This window comes from Acidiplasma aeolicum (genome assembly GCF_001402945.1).
GTDB classification, from domain to species: Archaea; Thermoplasmatota; Thermoplasmata; order Thermoplasmatales; family Thermoplasmataceae; genus Acidiplasma; species Acidiplasma aeolicum.
This window is the reverse complement of the sequence record NZ_LKBG01000041.1, coordinates 1-3807: the sequence shown is the minus strand read 5'-3', so window position 1 is coordinate 3807 and position 3807 is coordinate 1. Positions and strand designations below refer to the sequence as shown.

Genomic DNA, 3807 nt, shown 5'->3' with positions numbered 1-3807 from the left:
TGGGAGATAGAAAGGACATTTTCCATTCTTAAGGAAATACTGGGAATGGAGTACATCTGGTATGTTAGGCACAGGAATTATGATGTATCAATTGGAGAAATTATAGTTTCATACAACTGCATTGTAATGGCAAATAAAATAACCGGAATCTCATGGAGGAAAATAATGTATATCGTGATCTGACGTATGTTTGGACACTCTAATAATTATCATAAAAATGAAATATTATTAACGTATTATTGATAAAAATGGTGTTGCAATGATAGACATAAAATTATTAAGATCAAACAGTGAGATATTTTACAAGTCCTGCCAGGCCAGGGGTTTTGATACAAAAGTACTTGATAACTTTTTTGTTCTGGATGATAAATGGCGATCGAATCTTAGGGATATCAATGGTTTAAAGCATGAAAAAAACGAAATTACAGTTGAGATATCAAAAATTATAAAAAATGGCGGTGACCCTGAACCATTAAAAAATAAGGTAAATGAAATTAATAAAAAAATAGGGGAGCTTGAAAATCAGCAGAAAGAAATTGAAAAGGATAGGGATAATACGCTGAGGTTAATACCAAATCTACTGGCAGATGATGTCCCCCACTGCTTTGGAGATGAAAATAATAAACTCGTTAGATATTATGGTACAGCTAATGTTTATAGGGAAGATTTGGATTATTTTAAACAAAATAGTGGAAATAGCAGTGATTTTAATATAATAGACAGCAGACCAATGAGCCATGTTGATTTAATGGAGCAGTTAAACCTTGTTGACCTTGAAAGGGCAGGTAAAATAGCTGGGGCCAGGTTTTACTTCCTTAAAAACAGATTATTTAAGCTTGAACTGGCACTTATAAACTACGCTGTGGATTTTTTATCACAGAGAGGTTTTTCTGTTCTCGAACCACCATTTATGATAAACTATGCCTCAATGTCCGGTGCCACAGATATAGAGACATTCAAGGATACACTTTATAAAATAGAGGGCGATGACCTTTATTTAATTGCAACAGCAGAGCATCCCATAGCATCCATGCTTTCTGGAGAAATTCTTAATGAGGACGAGCTGCCCATTCGTGTTGCCGGTGTATCCTCATGTTTTAGGCGCGAGGCAGGTGCCCACGGAAAGGATACAAAGGGTATTTTCAGGGTTCATCAGTTTAATAAAATTGAGCAATTCATATTCTGCAGGCCAGAAGAATCATGGGATCACTTTGATGAGCTTGTAAAAAATGCAGAGGATATATACAAATCACTTGAGATACCCTATAGAATAGTTAATGTTTGTTCAGGGGAGCTTGGGAATCTGGCAGCAAAAAAGTATGATATAGAGGCATGGTTCCCATCCCAGGGGAAGTTCAGGGAAATAGTTTCCGCCTCCAATGATACAGATTATCAGGCGAGGTCATTAAATATTAAATACAGAACAAAAAATGGAAATGAATTTGTTCACACACTGAATAGCACTGCAATAGCCACAACAAGAATACTTGTGGCCATTATGGAGAATTATCAGAAGGATGGGTACATACAGGTTCCAAGGGCTTTGGTTCCATACACAGGATTTGACAGAATAGAAAGGGAGGATTAAAACCATGCTTAATAATGCAAGGAAAAGCAGGGGTGAACTTGCAAAAATTATTGCAGAAATTATAATAGGCATCATACTTGCAATTCTTGCAGGCTTTGTGGTTGATTTTATCATTACCCGATTTTTGCCTGAGTATAAAGGCTATGAAATATATATAAACGAGGGTGTAAGGGCAGTAATAGTCCTGATAATAGGAATGATGATAACAAGGTCAACCCTGAGATTCATAGAATACAGAATAAAGACATCAAGAAAGGAGCTTTATGGAATCTCATTAATAATAAGAATAATAATGTACATTATAGTAATAGCCATCGTGCTGTCAATATTCCATGTTAGCGTTACAGGAATACTTGCAGGCAGCGCGGTTGGTGGCGTTATCCTCGGCCTTGCCGTTCAAACAGTCGCATCCAATCTTATTGCAAGCATCTTTGTAACATCATCAAGAACATTAAAGTATGGAGATGTTGTTGGAATAAACTCTTGGGTATGGAGCATAGATACAACTGGAAAAATTATTGATGTTAAGACCCTTTTTTCCAAGATGTTAACAAAGGACAATAATGTGATTTCAATACCAAATTCCGCACTGCTTGGCAACTCGGTTATTACAGAATTTAAAACTGAGGATTCCTCATATATTTATCCACTAAATATTACCACACCATCTGATGTTCCAGCCGATAAGGTTATTGAGAATTTTAAGGCAATGTCCAATAATAACGATATGACAATTTTTCTCTCCGCAAAAGGCGGTACAACAAATACGTATCTTATAATGTTCAAATTTCAGGATATTAATGAATTAAATAAAATTATATCAATTGCAAATATGAATCTGGACAGGGCATACTGGACTGTAAAATCACAGGCAAATGTGCTTGGAAACAATGCAATTTATGAGAGCATATACGAATTAAATTATTACCCGGTAACTGTTATATTAAACTCCGATGTTAAATCTGATGAGATATTGAAATACGTCAGTGAAAACCATGGGAATCTTGATTTAAAAGGTATACTAATGTCCAAATCAGGGTCAACAAACACCTACCTAATTTTTGCAAAAATAAAAGGTCCAGAGGATATAAATTCAACAATTAATGCTGTAAATATATTTATGGAAAACGCATACAATACATTAAAAGCCTCTCAGAGCAATCAGGGAAAATAAATTATAAAGAATAATATTTTATTCCATTCTTTTCAATTCCCCTTATGATTCCTGAATTTTCCATATAAATTAAATGTGCTGCAGTTTCCATGATTGCAAAATTTTTTTCCATAAAATTCATTGTATCCATATGCCGACCCCTGCTCCATTCCATGGTTGATGCTATATCATATACTGTTTTCCATGAATTAAGATAATTTTTAATAACTGTTATTCTGTTACCATGATGCTTTTTTATTTGAATTATCCTTTCATGATAATTATTAAACACATTTCCATGGCCGGGATAAACATTGCTGACATTTAAATTCTGAATTTTCTCAAGGCTTTCAAGATACATTTTCAGGCTATCCATTTCAGGTAAATACACACTAATATTTGGTGTTATCCTGCCAAGTATATGATCACCTGATAATAGTGATAATGAATTTTTATTATAAAGAACAATTGAACCGGGAGTATGCCCTGGCACATCAATAATATCAAAACCCTCTGGTTTGTTATTTACCGGCTTAATATCAAGCCCCTCATAATAATTTATATATTTCACAATTGGATTATAATCCATAATCATGTCTATAATTGAATCAGGTGTACCGTTTGATCTTAAGAAGTCTGTGTAAAATTTAAAATACGCTTCAGGATTTTCATTAATCCTCTCTATATAATTGTAATCATTCTGGCTTATAAAAACTGGTATTCCATAATTTTTATTAAAATATCCGGCACCACCTATATGATCTATGTGCAGATGTGATATAATTATATATTTTATTTCCCCTGGATTTATTTTGGATATTATCTCCCTGTAAGAATTCTCAGACATGCCTGTATCAAACAGAATGCTGCCATTTATTAAATATGAATTTGCTGTTTTCAGCGCCCTTATTTCTATTGGGACCTCTATTTTTTGTATATCCATTGGCTATAATTTCTAAATGATAAATAATTATTATTGTTTGCACATATTATTTTACTGTTTTATTATTTATTAAATCTTTTATTTTTTCATCACTAAATCCCAGATTTTTTAGTATTTCCCTTG

The 3807-nt window shown here is 33.5% G+C and carries 3 protein-coding genes and 1 pseudogene; 3 read left to right on the top strand and 1 reads right to left on the bottom strand.

The genetic code is table 11. The features are described 5' to 3' along the window. The 3 genes and pseudogenes from AOG54_RS09795 to AOG54_RS01520 form a co-directional block, all read left to right on the top strand. Positions 1 to 183, top strand: a pseudogene (locus AOG54_RS09795) (transposase); the annotation flags it as partial. Between the two features lie 76 nt (positions 184 to 259). Continuing rightward, positions 260 to 1588, top strand: a complete 1329-nt coding sequence (gene serS / locus AOG54_RS01525) for a serine--tRNA ligase (protein ID WP_048100911.1) — start codon at positions 260 to 262, stop codon at positions 1586 to 1588. A gap of 4 nt (positions 1589 to 1592) precedes the next feature. Beyond that, entirely contained in the window at positions 1593 to 2762 is a 1170-nt protein-coding gene (locus AOG54_RS01520; RefSeq protein WP_048100912.1) for a mechanosensitive ion channel family protein, read from the top strand. A gap of 1 nt (position 2763) precedes the next feature. On the opposite strand, the gene AOG54_RS01515 is transcribed toward AOG54_RS01520, so the two are convergent. Beyond that, positions 2764 to 3684: an MBL fold metallo-hydrolase gene (locus tag AOG54_RS01515; protein WP_054964181.1), complete on the bottom strand. Its 921-nt coding sequence runs from the start codon at positions 3682 to 3684 to the stop codon at positions 2764 to 2766. Between the last annotated feature and the right edge of the window lie 123 nt (positions 3685 to 3807).

Coding starts and splice junctions, on each gene's coding strand:
- AOG54_RS01520 (WP_048100912.1), top strand. CDS start 1,593: ATGCTTAATAATGCAAGGAAAAGCAGGGGTGAACTTGCAAAAATTATT.
- AOG54_RS01515 (WP_054964181.1), bottom strand. CDS start 3,684: ATGGATATACAAAAAATAGAGGTCCCAATAGAAATAAGGGCGCTGAAA.
- serS (WP_048100911.1), top strand. CDS start 260: ATGATAGACATAAAATTATTAAGATCAAACAGTGAGATATTTTACAAG.